Origin of the sequence: Curtobacterium sp. 320 (genome assembly GCF_031455235.1) — a bacterium.
In the GTDB taxonomy this organism is placed as follows: Bacteria; Actinomycetota; Actinomycetes; order Actinomycetales; family Microbacteriaceae; genus Curtobacterium.
In genome coordinates this window covers 94,893-116,275 of sequence record NZ_JAVDSI010000005.1, presented here as the reverse complement: position 1 = coordinate 116,275, position 21,383 = coordinate 94,893, and the positions used below count along the sequence as shown (strand labels likewise).

General features: G+C 71.6%; 21 protein-coding genes. 18 read left to right on the top strand and 3 right to left on the bottom strand.

Translation table 11 applies throughout. From position 1 onward, the window contains the following. Positions 1-4 precede the first annotated feature (4 nt). Genes J2X60_RS08645 through J2X60_RS08595 form a run of 11 tightly spaced genes read left to right on the top strand, consistent with a single transcriptional unit; the run spans position 5 to position 10,054 of the window. Positions 5-1,045, top strand: coding sequence for a carbohydrate ABC transporter permease (locus J2X60_RS08645; RefSeq protein ID WP_229086498.1), 1,041 nt, complete (start codon positions 5-7; stop codon positions 1,043-1,045). Further along, positions 1,042-2,007, top strand: coding sequence for a carbohydrate ABC transporter permease (locus J2X60_RS08640; protein WP_309887098.1), 966 nt, complete (start codon positions 1,042-1,044; stop codon positions 2,005-2,007). Before J2X60_RS08645 ends, J2X60_RS08640 begins: the two co-directional genes overlap by 4 nt. A 10-nt stretch (positions 2,008-2,017) precedes the next feature. Next, on the top strand, positions 2,018-2,842 hold the full coding sequence (locus J2X60_RS08635; RefSeq protein ID WP_071296578.1) for a Type 1 glutamine amidotransferase-like domain-containing protein: 825 nt from the start codon (positions 2,018-2,020) through the stop codon (positions 2,840-2,842). Continuing rightward, entirely contained in the window at positions 2,839-4,746 is a 1,908-nt protein-coding gene (locus J2X60_RS08630) for an MGH1-like glycoside hydrolase domain-containing protein (RefSeq protein ID WP_309780401.1), read from the top strand. Before J2X60_RS08635 ends, J2X60_RS08630 begins: the two co-directional genes overlap by 4 nt. Before the next feature lie 37 nt (positions 4,747-4,783). Then, entirely contained in the window at positions 4,784-5,215 is a 432-nt protein-coding gene (locus tag J2X60_RS08625; protein ID WP_071296579.1) for a MarR family winged helix-turn-helix transcriptional regulator, read from the top strand. A gap of 58 nt (positions 5,216-5,273) precedes the next feature. Next, the gene (locus J2X60_RS08620) at positions 5,274-5,915 is read left to right on the top strand and encodes an MBL fold metallo-hydrolase (RefSeq protein ID WP_309887097.1); all 642 of its coding nucleotides are present in this window, start codon (positions 5,274-5,276) and stop codon (positions 5,913-5,915) included. 54 nt (positions 5,916-5,969) lie between these two features. Next, positions 5,970-6,689 carry an HAD family hydrolase gene (locus J2X60_RS08615; protein ID WP_309778093.1) on the top strand — a complete coding sequence of 240 codons (720 nt, stop codon included), beginning with the start codon at positions 5,970-5,972 and terminating at the stop codon, positions 6,687-6,689. After that, on the top strand, positions 6,686-7,198 hold the full coding sequence (locus J2X60_RS08610) for a VOC family protein (RefSeq protein WP_309887096.1): 513 nt from the start codon (positions 6,686-6,688) through the stop codon (positions 7,196-7,198). Before J2X60_RS08615 ends, J2X60_RS08610 begins: the two co-directional genes overlap by 4 nt. 14 nt (positions 7,199-7,212) lie before the next feature. After that, positions 7,213-7,695 carry a GNAT family N-acetyltransferase gene (locus J2X60_RS08605; RefSeq protein ID WP_309887095.1) on the top strand — a complete coding sequence of 161 codons (483 nt, stop codon included), beginning with the start codon at positions 7,213-7,215 and terminating at the stop codon, positions 7,693-7,695. A 53-nt stretch (positions 7,696-7,748) separates the two neighbouring features. After that, entirely contained in the window at positions 7,749-8,369 is a 621-nt protein-coding gene (locus tag J2X60_RS08600; RefSeq protein ID WP_070417197.1) for a TetR/AcrR family transcriptional regulator, read from the top strand. After that, entirely contained in the window at positions 8,366-10,054 is a 1,689-nt protein-coding gene (locus J2X60_RS08595) for an MDR family MFS transporter (protein WP_309887094.1), read from the top strand. The genes J2X60_RS08600 and J2X60_RS08595 overlap by 4 nt, the downstream gene beginning before the upstream one ends. A 176-nt stretch (positions 10,055-10,230) precedes the next feature. Here J2X60_RS08595 and J2X60_RS08590 read toward each other — a convergent pair whose 3' ends face one another. Beyond that, on the bottom strand, positions 10,231-11,229 hold the full coding sequence (locus tag J2X60_RS08590; RefSeq protein ID WP_309887093.1) for a LacI family DNA-binding transcriptional regulator: 999 nt from the start codon (positions 11,227-11,229) through the stop codon (positions 10,231-10,233). 179 nt (positions 11,230-11,408) lie between these two features. On the opposite strand from J2X60_RS08590, the gene J2X60_RS08585 reads away from it, so the two are divergent. Genes J2X60_RS08585 through J2X60_RS08570 form a run of 4 tightly spaced genes read left to right on the top strand, consistent with a single transcriptional unit; the run spans position 11,409 to position 15,659 of the window. Continuing rightward, positions 11,409-12,404, top strand: a complete 996-nt coding sequence (locus J2X60_RS08585; protein WP_070417195.1) for a nucleoside hydrolase — start codon at positions 11,409-11,411, stop codon at positions 12,402-12,404. Positions 12,405-12,409: 5 nt separating this feature from the next. After that, the gene (locus J2X60_RS08580) at positions 12,410-13,819 is read left to right on the top strand and encodes an MFS transporter (protein ID WP_071303358.1); all 1,410 of its coding nucleotides are present in this window, start codon (positions 12,410-12,412) and stop codon (positions 13,817-13,819) included. Further along, entirely contained in the window at positions 13,816-14,673 is an 858-nt protein-coding gene (locus J2X60_RS08575; RefSeq protein ID WP_309887092.1) for a ribokinase, read from the top strand. The genes J2X60_RS08580 and J2X60_RS08575 overlap by 4 nt, the downstream gene beginning before the upstream one ends. A 50-nt stretch (positions 14,674-14,723) precedes the next feature. Beyond that, positions 14,724-15,659, top strand: a complete 936-nt coding sequence (locus tag J2X60_RS08570) for a Ppx/GppA phosphatase family protein (RefSeq protein ID WP_071296586.1) — start codon at positions 14,724-14,726, stop codon at positions 15,657-15,659. Here the strand turns inward: J2X60_RS08570 and J2X60_RS08565 are convergent. Beyond that, positions 15,656-16,261 carry an antibiotic biosynthesis monooxygenase gene (locus J2X60_RS08565; protein WP_071296587.1) on the bottom strand — a complete coding sequence of 202 codons (606 nt, stop codon included), beginning with the start codon at positions 16,259-16,261 and terminating at the stop codon, positions 15,656-15,658. The two genes, J2X60_RS08570 and J2X60_RS08565, sit on opposite strands and share 4 nt — an antisense overlap. Before the next feature lie 92 nt (positions 16,262-16,353). On the opposite strand from J2X60_RS08565, the gene J2X60_RS08560 reads away from it, so the two are divergent. After that, entirely contained in the window at positions 16,354-16,833 is a 480-nt protein-coding gene (locus J2X60_RS08560) for a DUF6328 family protein (RefSeq protein WP_309778105.1), read from the top strand. Here J2X60_RS08560 and J2X60_RS08555 read toward each other — a convergent pair. Further along, the gene (locus tag J2X60_RS08555) at positions 16,830-17,807 is read right to left on the bottom strand and encodes a Ku protein (RefSeq protein ID WP_309887091.1); all 978 of its coding nucleotides are present in this window, start codon (positions 17,805-17,807) and stop codon (positions 16,830-16,832) included. The two genes, J2X60_RS08560 and J2X60_RS08555, sit on opposite strands and share 4 nt — an antisense overlap. A 106-nt stretch (positions 17,808-17,913) precedes the next feature. Here J2X60_RS08555 and J2X60_RS08550 point away from each other — a divergent pair, with 106 nt between their 5' ends. Continuing rightward, the gene (locus tag J2X60_RS08550) at positions 17,914-18,804 is read left to right on the top strand and encodes an SDR family oxidoreductase (protein WP_309887090.1); all 891 of its coding nucleotides are present in this window, start codon (positions 17,914-17,916) and stop codon (positions 18,802-18,804) included. Beyond that, complete coding sequence (locus J2X60_RS08545; protein WP_309887089.1) at positions 18,801-21,323, top strand: ATP-dependent DNA ligase; 2,523 nt, start codon at positions 18,801-18,803, stop codon at positions 21,321-21,323. Before J2X60_RS08550 ends, J2X60_RS08545 begins: the two co-directional genes overlap by 4 nt. Positions 21,324-21,383: the final 60 nt, after the last annotated feature.

The window sequence follows — 21,383 nt, the reverse complement described above, 5'->3', positions numbered from 1 at the left end:
GGACGTGTCCCGGAAGAACCGTGCCGAAGCCGTCTCGGGCTGGCTGTTCACCGCGCCGACGATCATCGTCCTCGGCCTGTTCCTCGCCGTGCCGGTGGTCATGGCGGCCTGGGTCAGCGTGTCCGACTGGCGGGGTGTCGGCAGCCCGTTCTCGTCCGACGTCTCCTTCGTCGGCGGGCAGAACTACGCCAAGATCCTCGGTGGCGGGGGCCTCGACGAGCAGAACTTCGGCACCGCGCTGCGGAACAACCTCTGGTACGTCGTGTTCGTCGTCCCGCTGCAGACCGCCGTGGCGCTCGGGCTCGCCCTGCTCGTCAGCGGTCGGGCACTGCGCGGGCGCGGGTTCTTCCGGACCGCGTTCTACTTCCCCTCGGTGACGAGCTCGGTCGCCATCACCGTCCTCTGGCTGTTCCTGTTCTCGTCGACGGGAGCCGTCAACAAGATCATCAGCTGGGCGGGGATCAACGGACCGAACTGGTTCAACGAGCCCACCGGCCTGTTCCACCTCGGCGCAGGCACACCACCGGCCTTCCTCGCCGACCACACGATGCTCGGCATCTCGTGGTGGGAGTGGCTCGCGGGTCCGTCGGTCGCGATGACCGCGTTCATCCTGCTCGCGGTGTTCACGACGAGCGGCACCTTCATGCTGCTGTTCATCGCGGCGCTGCAGAACCTCTCGCCGGAGGTCGACGAGGCGGCGATGATCGACGGCGCCGGGTCCTGGACGCGGTTCTGGCGGGTCACCCTGCCGCAGCTGCGCCCGACGCTCTTCACGGTGCTGACGCTCGGGCTGATCGGGACGTGGCAGGTCTTCGACCAGATCTACACGGGCACGAAGGGCGCCCCGGCGAACACGACGCTCACGCCGGCGTTCCTGTCGTACACGTCCGCGTTCCAGAGCCAGCAGTGGGGCGTCGGCGCAGCCATCGCCTTCATCCTGTTCGGCATCATCGTCGTCTTCACGCTGCTGCAGCGGTGGGCGCTGCGCGACCGCCCGGTGTCCCGCCGCCGGATGCGGTGGATCGAGAAGGGGAGCACGCGATGACCAGCGCACCCACCCCGGCGACCGCAGGCGGCGGGACCGAGCCGACCCGCGCCTCCAGGGCGGCACTGCCAGGAGGCGCGGTGCCGGACCTCGGCGCCACCACCGTCACGCAGGCACCCGGCCCGGGCCTGCGGCCACGTCGGCTCACGCCGCGGAGCGTGGTGCTGCTGGTGTTCGGCGTCCTGATCGCCGTCGTCTACCTGCTGCCGTTCTACGTCGCGATCGTGAACGCGTTCAAGACCGACCAGGACGCCTCCCTGCACCCGCTGGCGCTCCCCGTCACCTGGACCGGCGCGGCGTTCCAGACCCTCTTCGAGAACTCCGACTTCGGGATCTGGGCGATGAACTCGATCATCGTCGCGGTCTTCGTCACGCTCGGCCGGATCTTCTTCGACTCCCTCGCCGGGTACGCGTTGGCGCGACTGCGGTTCCCGGGGCGCGAGACCGTCTTCGCCCTGCTCATCGCCGTCATGGCGGTGCCGGGCGTGGTCCTGCTCATCCCGAAGTTCCTCGTGATCAACCAGCTCGGCATGTACGACTCGTACTCGGGCATGATCGTGCCGTTGCTCGTGGACGCCGCCGGGGTGTTCATCATGAAGAACTTCTTCGAATCGATTCCGGTGAGCGTCGAGGAGCAGGCGAAGATCGACGGTGCCGGCACGTTCCGGACCTTCTGGTCGGTCGTGCTCCCGATGGCGCGTCCGGCCGTCGTGACGATCACCATCCTGTCGTTCCAGGGATCGTGGAACGAGCTCGCGCACTTCATCGTGTCGACCTCGTCGCCCGACCTCACCACGCTCACGAAGGGCGTCGCATCACTGGCGTCGGGCGCGCTGAGCGCCGGGAACCAGTTCCCGGTCAAGCTCGCGGCGGCCTTCGTCATGACCATCCCCGTGGCGGTCGCGTTCTTCGTGTTCCAGAAGCGCATCATGAACGGCAGCGACGGGGCGGTCAAGGAATGAGCACCCCGACGTGACCGCCACCGAACCCACGATCCTGGCCACCTGCGGCGGTCTGGTCGGCGGCGAGTGGGACGACTCGGCGTACGGTCCGCTCCTGTTCGAGGCCGTCCGGCTCGCCCGCGTCCCCGCCGGTCGGCCGCCACGCGTGTTGCACGTGAACACCGCCGGCGGCGACCAGCGGACCGTCGAGGGGGCAGAGCTCGCCGCGGCCCGTACGGCCGGTGTCGAGGCGTCGCACCTGCGGTTCTTCCCGAGACGGAACGTGCCGTCCCTGCGCGACGCCGTCCTCGGTGCGGACGTCGTCTGGGTCTCGGGCGGCTCCGTGGTCAACCTCCTCGCCGTGTGGCGTGCCCACGGTCTCGACGAGGTCCTGCGTGAGGCCTGGGGAGCCGGCGTGGTGCTCGCCGGTGGATCGGCCGGCGCGCTCTGCTGGCACACCGGCGGCGTCACGCAGAGCCACGGCCCCCAGCCGTCGGTCCTCGCCGACGGACTCGGCTTCGTGTCCGGCTCGCTCGGCGTCCACACCGACTCGGACCCGGACCGGTCGCCGGTCTTCCGCGCGGCCGTCGCGGCGGGGGACCTCCCGGCGGGCATCGAGCTCGACGAGGGCGTCGGCGTCGTCCACCGTGGGCGCTCGGCCACGTTCGTCGAAGCCGTCACCGACCACGACGGAGGCGGCGCGGTGCGCATCGCCCGTGCCCCCGGCGACCCGACCGGCATCCGTGCCGAGCCCCTGCCCGTGCGTCGTCTGCCGGACGCACCCCGATCCGTACCGAGCTGGACACCCAGCGCCTGGACCCCGTCCCCCGAACCCGTCGACGAGGAAGCCCCATGACCTCCACCACCACGAACACCACCACCGCCGCTGCCACGACCGCCACGCTGCAGCCCCTGCTCCACGACGAGGTCGCCGTCATCGCGGCACCGACGCAGGCATGGTCCGGTCGGGACGGTGCCATCGGCGCGAACCCCGTGCACGGCTACTGGACCGGCGACCAGCGGTTCGTCTCCGCCGTGCGCGTCAGCGTCGAGCACTCCGCGGTGGAACCGATCGCCGTCGTGCCCGCCGGTGCCCGCGAGGTCGTCTTCACCGGACTCCTGCGCGGCCTCGACGGTACCGGGGCCGATCCGGACGTCCGCCTCGACCGTCGTCGGACGGTGCGCATCGACGGGGTGGCGGAACGCCTGCGCGTCACGGATCGGCTCGAGGGGCCCGGCGCGACCACCGCGGAGCTCGTCGTGACCGTCAGGGTGACCCCGGACGCCGCCGGGATGGACGCGGTGAAGGCCGGTCACGGCCCCCAGCCGGTCCCCGCCGACGCCTCGGAGCAGACCGCATCGTGGACCTCGGGCTCCGTACGGGTCCGGCTCGACGCCCCCGGAGCATCCGTCCGCGTCGAGGACGGTGACGTCGTGCTGCGCTGGCGGACGGAGCGCGCGCACGAGGTCGACCTCGCGTGGGACTGCGCCGTGGAGACGCCCGACGCCGTCGTCACCGGCGTGACGACCCCGCGCCCGTTCGACGTCCCGGCCGGCGTGCAGGACGACCGGCTCCGGCGCTGGCTGGAGCGTGCCACCGACGATCTCGACGCACTCCGGCTGGCGCGGCCCGAGGGCGAGTTCATCGCGGCCGGCGCCCCTTGGTTCTTCACCCTGTTCGGCCGCGACGCGATCTGGGCCGCCCGCTTCCTGCTGCCTGTCGACACCAGCACCGCCGGGGGCACCCTCCGGGTCCTCGCCGCGCTGCAGGGCACCGCGGACGACCCCGCGACCGCCGAGCAGCCCGGCAAGATCATGCACGAGCTGCGCCAGGCGTCCCTGCCGGTCGACAACGACGAGATCTCCCTGCCACCGCTCTACTACGGGACCGTCGACGCGACGGCGCTCTGGGTGTGCCTGCTCCACGACGCCTGGCGTGCGGGGCTCCCCGACGCCGAGGTCGAGGCGCTCCTGCCGACGCTCGAACGCGCCCTGGCGTGGATGCGCGACGACGGCGACGCCGACGGCGACGGGCTGCTCGAGTACGTCGACGAGTCCGGCCGGGGGCTGGCGAACCAGGGCTGGAAGGACTCCGGGGACAGCGTGCAGTGGCGGGACGGCACCCTCGCCGACGGCCCGATCGCGCTGTGCGAAGTGCAGGGCTACGCGCACGAGGCCGCGGTGCACGGTGCCGACCTGCTGGATGCGTTCGGCCGTCCCGGCGGCGACGCGTGGCGTGCCTGGGCCGCGCGCCTGGCAGATCGCTTCCGCGACGCCTTCTGGGTGGCCGACGACATCGGTCGGTACCCGGCGATCGCCCTCGACGCCCGCAAGCGCCCCGTCGACTCCGCCACGAGCAACATCGGCCACCTGCTCGGCACCGGCCTGCTCACCCCGGACGAGGAAGCCGTCGTCGCAGCACGCGTCGTGAGCCCGGACCTGGCGAGCGGCTTCGGCCTCCGGACCCTCTCCACGACCGCCGCCGGGTACTGGCCGCTCAGTTACCACGGGGGCACCGTCTGGGCGCACGACACCGCCGTGGTGATCACGGGCCTCACCCGGTCCGGACACCACGACGAGGCCCGGGTCCTGTCCGAGCAGCTGCTCGCCGCGGCGGTGGCGTTCGACTTCCGGATGCCCGAGCTGCACGCCGGCGACGACGCGTCCGCCGTCACGCGTCCGGCCCCGTACCCGGCCGCCTGCCGCCCGCAGGCCTGGAGTGCCGCCGCCGCCTTCCCCGTCTGGGTGGCGCTCCGGTAGGCCGCCGTCGCAGGGATCCGGCGGTACGGTCGAGGGCATGACGACGACCCCGGACGACCTCGCCGAGGAGCTCCGCGAGTCGATCGGCCGGATCGTGCGGGCCACCCGGGCACTCACCGACGAGCTGCCGCAGGCGCAGAGCGCGAGCCTGGGCCTGCTCGACCGGCAGGGGCCGCAGACCATCGCCGAGCTCGCGCGGGCCCGCGGCGTGAAGCACCAGGGACAGTCGCGGACCGTCGCGGAACTCGAGGAGCGCGGCTTCGTGGAGCGAGGCGTCTCCGACGGGGACCGGCGGGTCTCGGTGATCCGGCTGACGGACTCGGGCCGCACGGTCATGCTCCGGGAACGGAGCGCCCGAGCCGGGGCGTTCGCGTCGGTGATCGGTTCCGAGCTGTCCGAGGCTGAGCGTGCGGCACTCGCCAGGGTGCCGGAACTGTTCGACCGCATCGCGGCGAGACTCGAACGGTGAACGCCCTCTCATCCGGATCGACCACGTCGATGTACAACACTGTTGTAGACTCGTCGACATGGAGCTGACGAAGTACAACCACGCCACCGTCGTCCTCGAGCAGGACGGCGCCACCCTCGTCATCGACCCGGGCACGTTCACGCCGGAGGGCGCCGACCTCGCGACGGCCGCCGTCGCCGTCCTCGTCACCCACGAGCACTTCGACCACTTCGACGTCGACGCCGTCCGTGCCGCCCTCGCCGCGAACGACGCCCTCGTGGTCCGTGGGCCCGCCGCGATCGTCGACCAGCTCGGCGCGCACGACGGCCGCGTCGCCGCGGTCTCGGCCGGTGACGCGTTCGAGGTCGGCCCGTTCTCGGTGCAGGTCTTCGGCGAGGAGCACGCCGTCATCCACGGCGACATCCCGACGATCGCGAACGTCGGCTACCTCGTGGACGGCGCCGTGTTCCACCCCGGCGACGCCTACCTCGTGCCCGGCGTCCCGGTGCAGACCCTGCTGCTGCCGACCAGCGGCCCGTGGACGAGCACCGCCGAGGCCGTCGACTACGTCCGCGCGGTCTCACCGGAGCACGCCGTGCAGATCCACGAGGCGATGCTCAGCGAACTCGGGCAGCAGTCCGCCGCGCGGTTCCTCGGCCCGGACGGTCTCGGACCGGTGCCGGTGCAGATCCTGCCCGCCGGCGAGTCGATCACCGTCTGACGGACGTGACGCGCCCCTGAGAGGTGATCCGCGCCTCCAGGGCAAGGTGGAGGGATGCCCGACGCACCCTCCACCGCCGTCCTCTTCGACATCGACGGGACCCTCGTCGACTCGAACTACCCGCACATCGACGCCTGGTGGCGGGCGTGCACGGCAGCGGGCGAGTCCGTCGACGCCTGGCGGATCCACCGCGCGATCGGCATGGACTCGGCGAAGCTGCTCGAGGAGCTGCTGCCGGACGCCACCGATGAGCAGCGCGACACCGTCAAGCAGTTCCACACCGCGTACTACGCCGAGCAGATGCCGCGGTTGCGGCTCCTCCCGGGTGCCCGTGAGTTGCTCCGGTCCGTCGCCGACGCCGGTCACGCCGTCGTGCTGGCCACGAGCGCGCCCGAGGACGAACTCGTGCGACTGCGCGAACTGCTCGACGCCGAGGCGTGGATCACCGCCGTCACGAGCTCGGAGGACGTCGAACAGGCCAAGCCGAACCCGGGGATCATCGAGGTCGCACTCCGGAAGGTCGGCGTGTCCGCCGATGCTGCGGTGATGGTCGGCGACGCGATGTGGGACGTCGAGTCCGCCGGACGGGTCGGTGTGCCCTGCGTTGCCGTGATGACGGGCGGGATCGGCGGCGACGAGCTGCGCCGGGCCGGGGCGGCGGAGGTGTACGACGACGCGGCAGCGGTCCTCGCCGACCTGCGGGCCGGCCGGGGCCCCATCGCGGACCTGGCGAGCCGCGCCGGGGGAGCCGCCGGCAGCGGGGCGGGCGCGTGAGCGTCCGCGGCGTCGACCACATCGGACTGACCGTCCCCGACGTCGACGCGGCCAGCGCGTTCCTGGTCGACGCGTTCGGTGCCGAGGTGCTCTACGACACGCTCCCGGCCGACCAGCCTCCGAAGGGCGGTGCGGCGACGACGTCGCGCCTCGGTGTCCCCGGAGACGCCCGTGAGGTGCGGATCCGGATGCTCGCGCTGCCCGACGGCCCCGGCATCGAGCTGTTCGCCTTCGACCACGTCGCGCAGGACACCTCGGCGGTGCCGTCCGACCTCGGGTGGCAGCACCTCGCGCTGTACGTCGACGATCTCGACGCCACGCTCGACCGGGTCGTCGCCGCCGGGGCGACTGCGCTCGGCGCACCCCGCCCGCTGCCCGGGCCCGAAGCCGGCGACCGGAACCGGTTCGTGTACGTCCGGACGCCGTGGGGCAGCACCGTCGAGCTCCTGACCTACCCCGATCCCCAGCCCTACGAGGACCACACGTCGCGCCGACGCTGGCATCCGTGACAGGATCGTCGGTCGTGATCACGATCGAACGCGTTCGGTGGGACGACCCCCGTGGTGTGGTGCTCCGCGCCCGCATGGACGAGGAGATGCACGAGCGCTACGGCGCCGCGAACGGCGACGAGGACCCGGCGGTGACGGCCGAGCGTGACCGGGCGCTCGCCGTGGACCCGGCGACGATCATCACCTCGATCCTCGCGATCGACGAGGGCGGCGAGGCCCTCGGGCACATCGCCGTCCGGCGCCTCGGTGACGAGGTCGAACTGAAGCGCCTCATCGTCCTCGCCGCCGCCCGCGGGAAGGGTGCGGCCACCGCGCTGCTCACCGAGGGGGAGCACGTCGGGCGTGATGAGGGCGCCGCGCGGCTCATCCTGCAGACCGGCGACAAGCAGCCCGAGGCCGTGGCGCTCTACGAGAAGACCGGTTGGAGCCCGATCCCGGTGTACGAGCCGTACGCCGCGACGATGCCGTGGTCGTTCTGCTTCGAGAAGGCGCTCTAGCGGTACCCCACTTCTACATTGCACTCTCAGTCCGATAGTGCAATTCTTGTCCGGTGAGCACCACCGAACGCACCCGCGCGCTGCGCCGACGCATGATCGTCGAGGCACGTCGGGCGACCATCGAGCACGGGCTGCACGGCTTCACGATCGAGCAGCTCTGCGAGACGGTCGGGGTGTCCCGGCGGACGTTCTTCAACCACTTCGCGTCGAAGGACGACGCCGTGCTCGGCATCGAGATCAACGCGGACGTCGAAGCCATCGACGCGTACGCCGCCGGCGGTGTCGTCGCGGCCGACCTCGAGCCGCTGGACTCCATCGTCGCGCTGGCGATCGACCAGTTCCACCGGGCCGGCATCGACCGCGCCGACGAGGTCCTCGTCCGCGGGGTCTTCGAACGGGAGCCGGCGCTCGTCGCCCGGTTCCTCTCGGCCACCGACGTGCAGCTCGGCCGCATCACCGACGCCGTACGAGCGCGGTTCGGTTGGGGCGACGCCACCGACCGCCGTGCGCGGCTCGTCACCGAGGCCGCCGCAGGGCTGCTCAAGGTGACGGCGGAGACCTACTTCGACGACGCGTTCGACGAAGCCACGGGCCCCGCGTTCGACGAGCTGCTCACCCAGAACCTCCGCCTGATGAGGGCGGCCATCACGACCGGACAGGACACCACTGAATGAGCGCCACCGCGCCGGGCACGACCAAGCGTGCCCGCCCAGGCTCCGACGGACCGCTGCTCCTCACGCAGCGTCGGATCTGGATCATCTTCTCCGCGCTCATCGCGGGGATGCTGCTCTCCAGCCTCGACCAGACCATCGTCTCAACGGCGATGCCCACCATCGTCGGCGAGCTCGGCGGCGTCGCGCACCAGGCGTGGCTGACGACCGGGTACCTGCTCGCCTCGACCATCGTGATGCCCGTCTACGGCAAGTTCGGTGACGTCCTCGGTCGCCGCAACCTGTTCCTCATCGCGATCGCACTGTTCACCATCGCGTCGGCCGGTTGTGCCTTCGCCGGCGACTTCACCCAGCTCGTGGTCTTCCGTGCCATGCAGGGCCTCGGCGGCGGCGGCCTGATGATCCTGTCGCAGGCGATCATCGCGGACATCGTGCCGGCCTCCCAGCGCGGCAAGTACCTCGGCCCGCTCGGTGCGATCTTCGGCCTCTCGGCGATCGGAGGCCCGCTGCTCGGCGGGTTCTTCGTCGACCACCTCACCTGGAACTGGGCGTTCTACATCAACATCCCGGTCGGCATCGCCGCGTTCTTCGTGGCCTGGTTCGCGCTGACCCTGCCGAGCAAGAAGGCGACGAAGCGCATCGACGTCCTCGGCGTGCTCTTCATGTCCGCGGCGACGACGTGCCTGGTGTTCTTCTCGGAGTTCGGCGGCAGCAAGGACCACGGTTGGGACGCCCCGGAGACGTGGGCCTGGTTCGCCGGGCTCGCCGTGTCGGCAGCGCTCCTCGTGCTCGTCGAGTCGCGTGCGCAGGACCCGGTCCTCCCGCTGTCGTTCTTCAAGAACCGCACCTTCCTGCTCGCGACCGGCATCGGCCTCGTGCTCGGCATCGGCATGTTCGCGGCGATCGGCTTCGTCCCGACGTTCCTGCAGATGGCGTCCGGCACCTCGGCGGCGGTCTCGGGTCTCCTGATGCTGCCGATGATGGTCGGCCTGATCGGGACCTCGATCGCGTCCGGCAACCTGATCACCAAGACCGGTCGCTACCGGATGTTCCCGATCATCGGGACGATCCTGGTCGCCCTGGCGATGCTCGCGATGACCCAGCTCGCGGCGGACACCCCGATCTGGCTCATCTGCGCGTACCTGTTCGTCTTCGGCGCGGGCCTCGGCCTCATCATGCAGGTGGTCGTCCTCGTGGCCCAGAACGCGGTGCCCGCCGAGCAGGTCGGTACCGCCACGTCGACGAACAACTACTTCCGTGAGGTCGGCGCCTCCCTCGGCACCGCCGTCTTCGGTGCGCTCTTCACGGCGCGGCTCACGACGTCGCTCACCGACGTGTTCCGTGGCGCCGGCGGATCGGCGACCGACGCTGCGTCGTCGGCGGGCAGCATCGACCCAGCGACCGTGGCGAAGCTGCCGGAGGCGGTGCAGGACGGCATCGTGAACGCGTACGCCGACTCCCTGGCGCCCGTGTTCTGGTACCTGCTGCCGTTCATCGCGGTGGCGTTCCTGCTCGCGCTGTTCCTCCCGCAGATCAAGCTCTCCGACACGGCCGGCATGGTCGCCCGCGGCGAGGCGGTCGGCGGAGCCGAGGCCGACGAGCTCGAGCGCGCGCAGCGCGCGGGGCACACGGCCGGCGCCGCCGAGCCGGAGCCGGCCGATGCCGGTCCGGACCGTTCGGAGCGCTGACCGCCAGCACACGAGGACGGGAGGCGCGGTGCCAGCTCGCACCGCGCCTCCCGTCCGCTCTGTGGTGACGACTTCACGCGCGCACCGACACCTCACGCCACGAGCGGCGCGTGAGGTGTCGGTGAGCGCGTGAGATCGTTTCCGCGCGCGGCGCCCGCGCGCAGCCGCGGCGCGCGCTACGCGCCCGTGCTCGCGCGGCGCACCAGGCGCGTGGGGAGCGCCGCGGCCTCCGGCGCGGTGCCGTCGAGCGTCGCGAGCAACCGCAGCGCCGCGGCCCGGCCGAGGTCCGCGCCGGGCAGTGCGACGCTCGTCAGGGCCGGCGCCGTGACCGAGGACGACGGCAGGTCGTCGAACCCCGCGACGGCGAGTTCGCCGGGGACCGCGATGCCGAGCTGCCCGGCGACCCGGAGCACCCCGTACGCGAGGGTGTCGGCAGCCGCGACGACCGCCGTGACGTCGTCGTCCTGCCAGGCCTCGAGGACGTGCTCGGTCGCCGAAGCCGCTGCGTCCACCGTGAGGTCGGCGCGGGCGGTGACCTCGGAGACCTCGATGCCGGCGGCCGCGCACTCCCGTTCGAAGAGCTCCCGACGGACGCCGAACGTCGCAGCCCGCGAGGTCCCGTCGAGGTACCCCACCCGCCGGTGCCCGCGCTCGTGCAGGTGGGCGACGAGCTCGTGGACACCGGGGGAGAGGTCGTAGTTCACGGCCTCGGGTCCGCCGGGAGCGTCGAGCAGCACCACGGGGACGGTGGCGGTCATCGTCTCGTCGGCGGCGGGCGCATCCACCAGGATCCCGGCCGGGCGGAGCCGCTCGAACCGTCGGACGTCGGCGGCCACGGGCTGGGCCCCGCGCTCCGTGACGGAGAGCACGAGCTGGAAGCGGTCGCCGACAGTGTCGCGCACGCCGCGTATCACCTCGGCGAAGAAGGGGTTCGACAGGTCGGGGGCGATCAGGACGACGAGGTCGCCACTGCCCCGCGCGAGGGAACTGGCAGCGTGGTCGACGACGTAGCCGAGTTCGTCGACGGCGTCGCGCACCCTCGTGGCGATCGGCACGGAGACCCGGCCGCGGTCCTTGCCGTTCACGACGAGCGACACCGTGGCGATGCTCGTCCCCGCGCGCTCGGCCACCATCGCAGCGGTCACACGACGGCCGGGGGCGGCGGAGGATGGCACGCGTCGATGCTACCGAGCGCGGACCGCGCAGTTCGGGTCCGCCGCCGATGACTTGACGTCAAACGCTTGACGTGTTTCCATGTCAAACGCTTGACGTGCCGCGGGAGCTGATCCTCGCCGCGGATCCCCACCTCGTCGAGCCTCGACCTCCTGATCCCCGAAGAAGTGGAGCGCCCCGCGTGCCCGAGAAGATCATCCTCGACTGCGACCCCGGCCACGACGACGCCGTCGCGATCCTGCTGGCCCACGGCAACCCGGACATCGAGCTCCTCGCCGTGACGACCGTCGTCGGCAACCAGACGCTCCCGAAGGTCACCCGCAACGCCCTCGCCGTCGCCCGCATCGCCGGGATCACCGGGGTCCCGTTCGCCGCCGGTGCCGACCGTCCGCTGCTCCGCGAGATCGAGGTCGCCGGCGACATCCACGGCGAGAGCGGTCTCGACGGGCCGATGCTCCCCTCGCCGTCGTTCGAGCTGGACGAGCGGCACGCGGTCGACCTCATCATCGAGACCGTCATGGCGCACGAGCCCGGCACGGTCACCCTGGTGCCGACCGGCGGCCTGACGAACATCGCCCTCGCGGCCCGCAAGGAGCCCCGCATCGTCGAGCGTGTCAAGCAGGTCGTCCTGATGGGCGGCGGGGTGCACGTCGGCAACTGGAGCCCGGTCGCCGAGTTCAACATCGTCATCGACCCCGAGGCCGCCTCGATCGTCTTCGACGCGGGCTGGGACGTCGTCATGGTCGGCCTCGACCTGACGCACCAGGCGCTCGCGACGCCCGAGGTCGCCGAGCGCATCGCCGCCGTCGGCACCGCCCCCGCCGCGTTCGTCGGCGAGCTGCTCGACTTCTTCGGCCAGACGTACAAGGACGCCCAGGGCTTCGACGCGCCGCCCGTGCACGACCCCTGCGCCGTCGCGTACGTCATCGACCCGACCGTCGTCCGTGCGGTGAAGGTCCCGATCCACGTCGAGACGCAGGGCACCCTGACCCTCGGCATGACCGTCGCCGACTTCCGCGCGCCCGCGCCGGAGGACTGCCGCACGAGCGCCGCGATGGAGCTCGACCACGGACGGTTCTGGGACCTCGTCGTCGATGCCCTCGAGCGCATCGGCGAGACCCCGGACACCGGCTGGACGCCCCGGACCGCAGCCACCACGACCACCACGGAGCACTGACCCCCATGACCACCACATCGACGAAGAAGTCGATCGGCGCCCTCACCGCCGCGCTCCTCGCAGCCTGCATCGCGTTCCAGCTGAACGCGAGCATGCTCAGCCCCGCCCTGGTCACGATGGCCCGCGAGCTGCACACCGACGACGCCACGATCGGCCTGTCGCAGACGCTGTTCTTCACCCTGGCGGCGCTGTTCTCGCTGTTCCTGCCGCGCCTGTCCGACATCGTCGGCCGCAAGCGCGTCCTGCTCGGCATGCTCGCGGTGATGCTCGTCGGCAGCATCGTGGCGGCGCTCGCGGTCAACGTCCCGATGCTGTTCGTCGGTCGCATGATCCAGGGCGTCACCGGCCCGGTCGTCCCGATCGGCCTGCTCATCCTCCGCAACGAGATCGCCGACCCGAAGCGCTACGGCGCCGCCCTCGGCCTGCTCACCGCTGTGAACGGCGGCATCGCGGGCGTCGACGCGCTCGCCGGTGGGTGGATCGCGACGCACTTCGGGTTCCGCGGGATCTTCTGGGTCATCGCGATCGTCACCGTCGTCGCGGCGCTGATGGTCGCTGCGTGGGGCGTCGAGTCGAAGCCGTCGGCCGGCACCCGCATGGACTGGTGGGGTGTCCTGCCGCTCGTCGTCAGCGTCGGCGCACTGCTCACCGCGTTCAACGAGGCGGGCAAGCTCGCAGCCGCCGACTGGGGGCTCGTGGTCGGTGGCATCGTCCTCGCCCTCGTGGCCTTCGGCGTCTTCTGGGCGGTCGAGTCGCGGGTGCGCGAGCCCCTCGTCGAGACACGGTTCCTCAAGCGCCGTGCGACCTGGGCGCTGCTCGTCACGACCCTGCTCACCATGACGGGCGTGTTCGCGGTCGTGAACGGCCTCGTCACGAGCCTCGCGCAGAACCCGGACGCGGGCTTCGGCATGGAGGCCGACCTCGCCTCGCTCGCGTTCCTCACCCCGTACGCGCTGGTCGGCTGGATCGTCGGACCCTTCGCCGGCCGGCTCGCGCCGACCCTCGGCTACCGCGCCGTGCTGCGCGTCGGCCTGGTCGGGAGCATCGTCGCGACGCTCGTCATGGCGTTCGTCGGCGTGCACTCGCTGCCGGTGCTCATCGCCGCGACCGTGCTGATCGGCATCACGTACGCCGGCATCGCGAACATCATCCTGAACGGGCTCGGCATCGTGCTCTCGCCGGAGTCCAACCCCGGCTTCCTGCCCGGCCTCAACGCCGGTGCGTTCAACCTCGGTGCCGGCATCAGCTTCGCCGTCCTGCCCGCCCTGCAGATCGCGCTCGGGACCGGCGGGTCCGCGGGTACCGCCGGGTACTCCGGTGGCATGCTGCTCGGTGCCGTGATCACCTGCGCGGCACTCGCCACGTCCTTCCTCATCCCGCGCCCGGCCTCGGCCGAGACAGGAGCCGCCGCATGACCGGCATCGTCGTCGTGGGGAGCCTCAACGCGGACCTGGTGGTCCGCACGGAGCGCTTCCCGAAGCCCGGTGAGACCCTCCAGGGGTCCGACCTCGCGATCCTGCCGGGCGGCAAGTCCGCCAACCAGGCGGTGGCTGCCGGGAGGCTCGGGGGCACCGTGCGCATGATCGGCGCGGTCGGCGACGACGGGAACGGTCGACTGCTGCGCGACTCCGTCGCGGCGGCGGGTGTCGACACGACGCCCGTCGCCGTCCGGGAGGGCGTGGCCACCGGCACCGCCGTCATCACCGTCGACCGCGCGGGGGAGAACACCATCGTGATCTCCGCCGGCGCCAACGGCACGCTGACCCCGGACGACGTCCCCGCTGATGCCCTCGACGGTGCCGGCGTGCTCGGTCTCTGCCTCGAGGTCTCGATCGACGTCGTCCTGGCCGCCGCCCGCGCAGCGCACGCCGCGGGCGTCACGGTGCTCACGAACCTGTCCCCGTTCGGTGCTGTCCCGGCGGAGCTGCTCGAGCTGACCGACGTCCTGCTCGTCAACGAGCACGAGGCCGCCGAGCTCGGGGAGCACGGTGTCCGACGGTCGATCGTGACCCGGGGCGGTTCGGGCTGCGTCGTGCACGACGGGGACGCCGAGCCGGTGTCGATCGACGCCGTCCGGGTCGACCCGGTGGACACCACGGGCTGCGGCGACGCGTTCATGGGTGCGGTGGCGCTGCGCCTCGCCGCCGGGGACCCGCTGGTCGAGGCCGCGCGGTTCGCGGTCGGTGTCGGGGCGTACGCCGCGACGAAGGCGGGCGCGCAGGCGTCGTACCCGACCACCGCGGAACTGGAGTCGTTCCTGCGGGGCTGAACCGCGCCTCCTGGGCCGTGCCCGTCCGACGGGGCCACTAGCGTTGTGGCATGCGCGTGGGAGTCCTCGACATCGGGTCCAACACCGGCCACCTGCTCGTGGTGGACGCCCACGGCGGTGCCGCCCCGCTGCCGGCGTCGTCGTTCAAGCAACCGCTGCGCCTCGCCGAGCACCTCGACGACGCCGGCGCGGTGACGGAGGCGGGCGTCGACGCCCTGACCTCGTTCGTCGCCGACGCCGTCCGCGTCGCCGAGGACCGCGGGTGCGAGGACATGCTCGCGTTCGCGACCTCGGCCGTCCGCGACGCCGTGAACTCCGACGCGGTGCTCGCCCACGTCGAACGGGCGACCGGGGTCGAGCTCGCCGTGCTGTCCGGCGGGGACGAGGCGCGCTTGACGTTCCTCGCCGTGCGGCGGTGGTTCGGGTGGTCCGCTGGTCGCCTGGCCGTGTTCGACATCGGCGGTGGGTCGCTCGAGATCGCCGGCGGAGCGGACGAAGCGCCGGACGTCGCGTGGTCGATGCCGATCGGCGCCGCCCGGCTCGCCCGGTCGTACTTCGCGGCTGGGACCCCGACCGAGGACGACGTGCGCCGGATCCGCCACGAGATCCGAGTGGAGATCGCCCGCGACGCCGGGCTGCTGCTGCGCGCCGGGCGGCCGGACCGTGCCGTGGCGACCTCGAAGACGTTCCGGTCGATCGCACGGATCTGCGGCGCAGCGCCCTCGGGTGCGGGGCCGCTCGTGCCGCGCGCGCTCGACGGCGACGTGCTCCGCGCGAAGCTGCCGGCGCTCCTGACGATGTCGGTCGCCGAGCTGGCCGAGCTCCCCGGGGTGTCGCCGAGCCGGGCGCACCAGGTGGTGCCGGGAGCACTGGTCGCCGAGGCCTGCCTGGACATCTTCGACCTGCCGGCGCTCGAGATCTGCCCGTGGGCGCTCCGCGAGGGCGTGATCCTCGAGCGGCTCGACCAGCTGTCGGTGCTCGGCTAGCCGTTCCTCGGCGGCGCGAGGAGCCACGGGCGGATCATCCGGGTGACGAACGGCAGCACCCAGAACGTCATGATCGGCGTGAGCACGAGCGTTGTGACGAGCACGCGCGGCAGCACGGGGAGTGCGCCGAACGCGGGGACCAGCCAGCCGACGAGGTACGTGAACGCCAGGTTGACCGGGAAGAACCCGAGCCAGATGCTCACGGCCTGCTTCCACCGCGGCGGTGCGCTCGACGCCGGGGCATCGGCCGGTGCGTCGAACCACCCCTCGATCCCGGTGCGCTTCTCGACGCGGGACTCCACCACGAGGTCACGGCCGAGGTCGAGCCACCGCAGCCGGTCGTCGGAGTTCTCCCACGTGGCGAGGGAGTCGTGGTCGGCGAACCGGTAGAGCATGTGCCACTCACGGCTCGTCGCGTGCGAGCGGACCCAGCCCGAGCCGAGGAATCCCGGGTAGCGGTTGGCGAGGTTCACGCCGGATTGCACCCAGCGGGTGACGTCGGGGATCCGCTCGGGTTCGACGAGGCGGGTGATGGAGACGGTGACGGGCGGGCCATCGGTCGCGGGTGGCGACGACAAGGCCCCAGGCTCTTCTGGAGTCATGCGACAAGTCTGGCCGACGTGTGTTTCCTGCTCGTGTCGCGGACCGTTGCCCCCCCCCGCCACTCCGGCGTGGGCGAGGCTAGGTTCGTGGTGTGAGCGAGACCGAGCGTGGTCGGCACGAGACGTCGACGGAACGGTGGGACCGGAACTGGAACGACATCGAGCAGGAGCTGCGCATCGTGCAGACCGGCACTCAGATCCTCGCCGGGTTCCTGCTCACCCTGCCCTTCCAACAACGGTTCACGGCGTTGAGCGATGGCCAGGAGACGATCTACCTCGTCCTCGTCGTGCTGGCCGTGCTGGTCACGGTGGTCGCCCTCTCGGCGGTGGCGTCGCACCGGCTCGTCTTCCGGCAGCGTCAGAAGCACGACCTCGTCCGGGTCGGGAACGTCGTCCTCATCGCGGCGCTGGCAGCCAGCGCCCTGCTCTTCTCGGGCACGGTGCTGTTCGTGTTCGACGTGGTGGTCGGTGACGTCGGCGGGCTCGTCGGCGGGATCGTCGTGTTCCTCGGGACCGCCCTGCTCTGGGTCTCGATCCCGCTCGGGCTCCGGCGGACCCGCAAGGACGGCTAGCTGGCCTGCTTCTTGGCGGCCGGCTTCTTGGCGGGTGCCTTCTTCGCCGGGGCCTTCTTCGCGGGTGCCTTCTTCGCGGGTGTCTTCTCGGCCGGGGCCTTCTTCGGCGACTCGTCTGCCGTGGAGTCCTGCTTCGTGGAACCGGACCCGCTCCGCGAACGCGACCCCGTGCCTCCCGACCCGGACCGCTTCTTGTCCACCGACGCGCGCAGGGCGGCCATCAGGTCGATGACGTCGCCACCCTCGTCATCGTCGTCGTCCTCAGAGCGCTCACCGAAGGTCTTCTCGGTGTCGATGTCGTCGCCGGACTCCAGCTTCGCGTCGATGAGCTGCTGCAGCTCCACCTGGTAGGCGTCGGTGTAGCGGTCGGGGTCGAAGTCCGTGGACATGCTGTCGACGAGCGACGACGACATCTTCAGCTCGTTCGCGCTGACCTTCACCGCTGCGTCGAGCCCCTTGAAGTCGGCGGCACGGACCTCGTCGCCCCAGAGCAGCCCCTGCAGCAGGATCACGTCGTCGTTCACCCGCAGGACGCCGAGCCGGGTCTTCTGCCGGAGCGTGAACTGCACGATCGCCAGTCGGTCGGTCTTCGCGAGGGTCTCGCGCAGGAGCACGTAGGCCTTGGGGGAGCGGGAGTCGGGCTCGAGGTAGTAGGACTTCTCGAACATCATCGGGTCGACCTGATCGACGGGGACGAACTCGAGGACCTCGATCTCGTGCGACTGCTCCTCGGGGAGCTGCTTGAAGTCGTCGGCGGTGAGCACCACCGTCTTGTCGCCGTCGTCGTAGGCGCGCTGGATGTCGGCGTACTCGACCTCGTGGCCGAACTCGCAGACGCGCTTGTACCGGATGCGGCCCTTGTCCTCGTCGTGGACCTGGTGCAGCGACACGTCGTGCGTCTCGGTCGCCGCGTAGACCTTGATCGGCACGTTGACGAGCCCGAACGCGATGGAGCCCTTCCAGATCGACCTCATGGGCACATGATGCCCGTCTCTCCACGGGAGCGCCCGCAGCGGACGGGTTCTCCACGGATCCCGCTTCGCTGAACCGCCGTGGCCGCGGCGCGAGCACCATGGGCCCATGAGCCAGCTCGACAAGCAGGACCCGCGCGACCAGTTCCCCCGTCCGCCCTTCCCGGCCCAGACGCAGCAGGGATCCGGACTGGCGAGCGCGATGGACCCGGCACCGGACCACGGCGAGACGAGCTACCTCGGCACGGGCCGCATGCCCGGCTACCGCGTGCTCGTCACCGGGGCCGACTCGGGCATCGGGCGGGCAGCGGCGATCGCGATGGCGAAGGAGGGCGCGGACGTCGCCCTGAACGCCCTGCCCGAGGAACGCGACGACCTCGAAGCCGTGCGGGACATCGTGGGCGACCTCGGGCGGAAGGCCGTGCTGCTCCCCGGTGACCTGACCGACGAGGGGTTCTGCGACACACTCGTGCGGGACGCGGTCAGCGAGCTCGGCGGACTCGACGCCCTGGTCCTCGTCGCCGGCCACCAGAAGGTGCACGACGACGTGACGGCGCAGTCGACCGAGGACTTCGACCGCACGATGAAGGTCAACCTGTACTCGCTGTTCTGGCTGGTGCGTGCGGCCGTTCCGCACATGGCGCCCGGCAGTGCGATCGTCACGACGAGCTCGGTGTCCGCGTACCAACCGCAGGACCGGATGATCGACTACGCGGCGACGAAGGCCGCCATCATCACGTACACGAACGGGCTGGCGCGACAGCTCGCGGCGAAGGGGATCCGGGCGAACACCGTCGTCCCGGGCCCGGTGTGGACGCCGCTGCAGCCGATCAGCTACCCGGGCGACGAGATCGCCGCCTACGGGCAGGACACGCCCTTCGGTCGACCTGCACAGCCGGTCGAGCTCGGCAGCGCGTACGTGTACCTGGCCGGCCCCGAGTCGTCGTACACGTCGGGGACGACCCTCACGGTGGCGGGGGCGACCGGGGTGGCGCTGTGAGTCCGACCGCGCGCAAGACCGTGGTCCTGGTGGGGGACCGCCGCATCGCCCTGACGAACACCGACAAGGTGCTCTACCCGGAGACCGGCACCACCAAGGGGCGCGTGATCGAGTACTACGAGCGGGTCGCGCCGTGGATGATCCCGCACGTGAAGGACCGCCCCGTGACCCGGAAGCGGTGGGCGAACGGCGTCGACGGCAAGGTGTTCTTCGAGAAGAACCTGCCGGACTCCGCGCCCGACTGGGTCCGGCACCACACCATCCACCACGCCGAGCACGACAACGAGTACCCGATCGTCGACGACCTGCCGACCCTCGTGTGGATGGCGCAGCAGGCCGCGCTGGAGCTGCACGTGCCGCAGTGGCGGTTCGGCCCCCGCGGCGGGCAGCAGAACCCGGACCGGCTCGTCCTCGACCTCGACCCCGGCGACGGCGTCGGGCTGCCCGAGTGCGTCGAGGTCGCCCTCGCAGCGCGCGAGATCCTGCACGGCATGGGGCTCGACCCGTACCCGGTCACGTCCGGGTCGAAGGGCATCCACCTCTACGCCGCGCTCGACGGCACGGCCTCCACCTCACACGTCTCCGAGGTGGCGCACGAACTCGCGAAGGCGCTCGAGCAGGATCTGCCGGACCTCGTGCTCTCGTCGATGAGCCGGGCGGAGCGGACGGGCAAGGTGTTCGTCGACTGGTCGCAGAACAACGGCAACAAGACGACGATCGCGCCGTACTCTCTTCGCGGCCGTGACCGGCCGACGGTCGCCGCGCCCCGCACCTGGAAGGAACTCACCGAACGCGGGCTCGCGCAGCTCACCCTGGACGAGGTCCTCGAACGCCTGGAGGAACGGGGCGACCACCTGCACCCGGTCGCCTCCGCCTCGTTGGCGGTCGGACGGGACGACCACGGTCACTGGGACAGCGACCGGACCCAGCAGACGAACGACGCGGAGCAGCCCGCGCGCGACCGGCTCGCCGCGTACCGCGCCAAGCGCGACGCGTCGAAGACCCCTGAACCCGTGCCCGAGGACGCGCCGACGGTGCGGAAGGACGGCACCCCGACGTTCGTCATCCAGGAACACCACGCCACACGCGACCACTACGACTTCCGGCTCGAGCACGACGGGGTCCTGGTCAGCTGGGCGCTGCCGAAGGGTGAACCCACTGACCCGGGGAAGAACCACCTGGCAGTGCAGACCGAGGACCACCCGCTCGAGTACGGCGCGTTCGAGGGCACGATCCCGAAGGACGAGTACGGCGGCGGGACGGTCACGATCTGGGACGACGGCACGTACGAGCTCGAGAAGTGGCGCGAGGGCGAAGAGGTCATCGTCACCCTGCACGGCCGGACCGGGGGCGCTCGCCGACTGGCGCTGCTGCACACCCGCGGGCGGGGTCGTGGGCGCGACGGCGACGAGAAGAACTGGCTCATCCACCGCACGAAGGACCAGCCGGACCGCCTGGCGGACGGCGGGGACGGGGCGGGGACGGGCCGCGCCTCCCGACCCGCACCCGCCGGCGGCGACCCGACCGCGCGCATCGACCGGACGGCCGCGTCGGACACCGCTCCGGCTGATCGCCGCACGATGCAGGCGACCCTCGCGAAGGGCGAGCCGACGCTGGACGCGTCCGACTGGGCGTTCGAGATGAAGTGGGACGGCATCCGCGCGCTCGCGACCGTCAGCAACGGTTCGGTGACGCTCCGCAGCCGCAACGACAACGACCTGACGGTGCAGTACCCCGAGCTCCAGGAGCTCGGCGACCGCGCCGGGGTGGACGGCGTGTTCGACGGCGAGATCGTGGCCCTCGACGATCGGGGGCGGCCCTCGTTCCAGCTGCTGCAGAACCGGATGGGACTGACGAAGTCGCGCGAGGTCGAGGCGGCGCGACGTGAGACGCCGGTCCGGCTGCTGCTCTTCGACGTCCTCGAGGCGGACGGGCACGAGCTCACCCGCCTCGGGTACGACGCGCGTCGCCAGGCGCTCGAGACGGTGGTCGAACCGGGCGGCGCGATCGACGTCCCGCCCGCGTACCAGGGCGACCTCGCCCGAGCGATGGCGGACTCGGCGGAGCAGGGACTCGAAGGGGTCGTCGCGAAGAAGCGGACGTCGAAGTACGCCGAGGGTCGGCGATCCGAGGCGTGGCTCAAGCTGAAGCACCACGCCACGCAGGAGGTCGTGGTCGGCGGGTGGAAACCGGGGAGTGGTCGGCGTGCGGGTGGGGTCGGCTCGCTGCTCCTCGGCGTCCCCGGGCCGGACGGGCTCGAGTACATCGGGAAGGTCGGCACCGGCTTCCGCGATCGCGACCTCGACGAGATCGGTGCGACACTCGGCGCTCTCGAGCGGAAGACCTCGCCGTTCGTCGACGTCCCTCGGCCCGATGCCCGCGACGCGCACTGGGTGACGCCGAAGCGCGTTGGGGAGGTCGAGTTCGCCGAGTGGACGTCGGACGGCCGGTTGCGACAGCCCTCGTGGCGCGGGTGGCGGGTGGACAAGGACCCCGCGGACGTCGTCCGGGAATCGTGAGCATGCATCCGCATGGGGTCAGCCCGGGGCGAACTTCCGTCCCCCGTTCCACCCTCGACC

What these genes read in the sequence shown, in the direction of transcription:
- J2X60_RS08640 (WP_309887098.1), top strand. Translation starts at nt 1,042, where the DNA reads ATGACCAGCGCACCCACCCCGGCGACCGCAGGCGGCGGGACCGAGCCG.
- J2X60_RS08630 (WP_309780401.1), top strand. Translation starts at nt 2,839, where the DNA reads ATGACCTCCACCACCACGAACACCACCACCGCCGCTGCCACGACCGCC.
- J2X60_RS08625 (WP_071296579.1), top strand. Translation starts at nt 4,784, where the DNA reads ATGACGACGACCCCGGACGACCTCGCCGAGGAGCTCCGCGAGTCGATC.
- J2X60_RS08620 (WP_309887097.1), top strand. Translation starts at nt 5,274, where the DNA reads ATGGAGCTGACGAAGTACAACCACGCCACCGTCGTCCTCGAGCAGGAC.
- J2X60_RS08615 (WP_309778093.1), top strand. Translation starts at nt 5,970, where the DNA reads ATGCCCGACGCACCCTCCACCGCCGTCCTCTTCGACATCGACGGGACC.
- J2X60_RS08595 (WP_309887094.1), top strand. Translation starts at nt 8,366, where the DNA reads ATGAGCGCCACCGCGCCGGGCACGACCAAGCGTGCCCGCCCAGGCTCC.
- J2X60_RS08580 (WP_071303358.1), top strand. Translation starts at nt 12,410, where the DNA reads ATGACCACCACATCGACGAAGAAGTCGATCGGCGCCCTCACCGCCGCG.
- J2X60_RS08575 (WP_309887092.1), top strand. Translation starts at nt 13,816, where the DNA reads ATGACCGGCATCGTCGTCGTGGGGAGCCTCAACGCGGACCTGGTGGTC.
- J2X60_RS08570 (WP_071296586.1), top strand. Translation starts at nt 14,724, where the DNA reads ATGCGCGTGGGAGTCCTCGACATCGGGTCCAACACCGGCCACCTGCTC.
- J2X60_RS08565 (WP_071296587.1), bottom strand. Translation starts at nt 16,261, where the DNA reads ATGACTCCAGAAGAGCCTGGGGCCTTGTCGTCGCCACCCGCGACCGAT.
- J2X60_RS08555 (WP_309887091.1), bottom strand. Translation starts at nt 17,807, where the DNA reads ATGAGGTCGATCTGGAAGGGCTCCATCGCGTTCGGGCTCGTCAACGTG.
- J2X60_RS08550 (WP_309887090.1), top strand. Translation starts at nt 17,914, where the DNA reads ATGAGCCAGCTCGACAAGCAGGACCCGCGCGACCAGTTCCCCCGTCCG.